This window comes from Zoogloea sp. LCSB751 (genome assembly GCF_002028455.1).
In the GTDB taxonomy this organism is placed as follows: Bacteria; Pseudomonadota; Gammaproteobacteria; order Burkholderiales; family Rhodocyclaceae; genus Zoogloea.
The window spans coordinates 1-244 of the sequence record NZ_MWUM01000512.1; the positions used below are offsets into that span (position 1 = coordinate 1).

Below are 244 nucleotides of genomic sequence, written 5' to 3' on the forward strand. Positions count from 1 at the left end.
GATCAACGCACTGTGCAGTGGCACGGTACGGTACGCATTGACAGTTTTGAGCTGTTGATCCGCCTCTCCCGCATCGACCATCAAACACCAAATCCCCTCAACCTGTTTGATGTTCTGAGTTTTGAGCTGGCAGGCCTCGGAAGGCCACAACCCTGCGTACAGGCACAGCAGGGGCACCCACCAGTCCTGAATTTTCAACTTTTTGCCTTTCTGGGATTGTTTGCTGCGCAGGCTGGCAAACAGT

General features: G+C 53.7%; 1 pseudogene. It reads right to left on the reverse strand.

The features are described 5' to 3' along the window. Positions 1-244, reverse strand: a pseudogene (locus B4920_RS27525) (hypothetical protein); the annotation flags it as partial.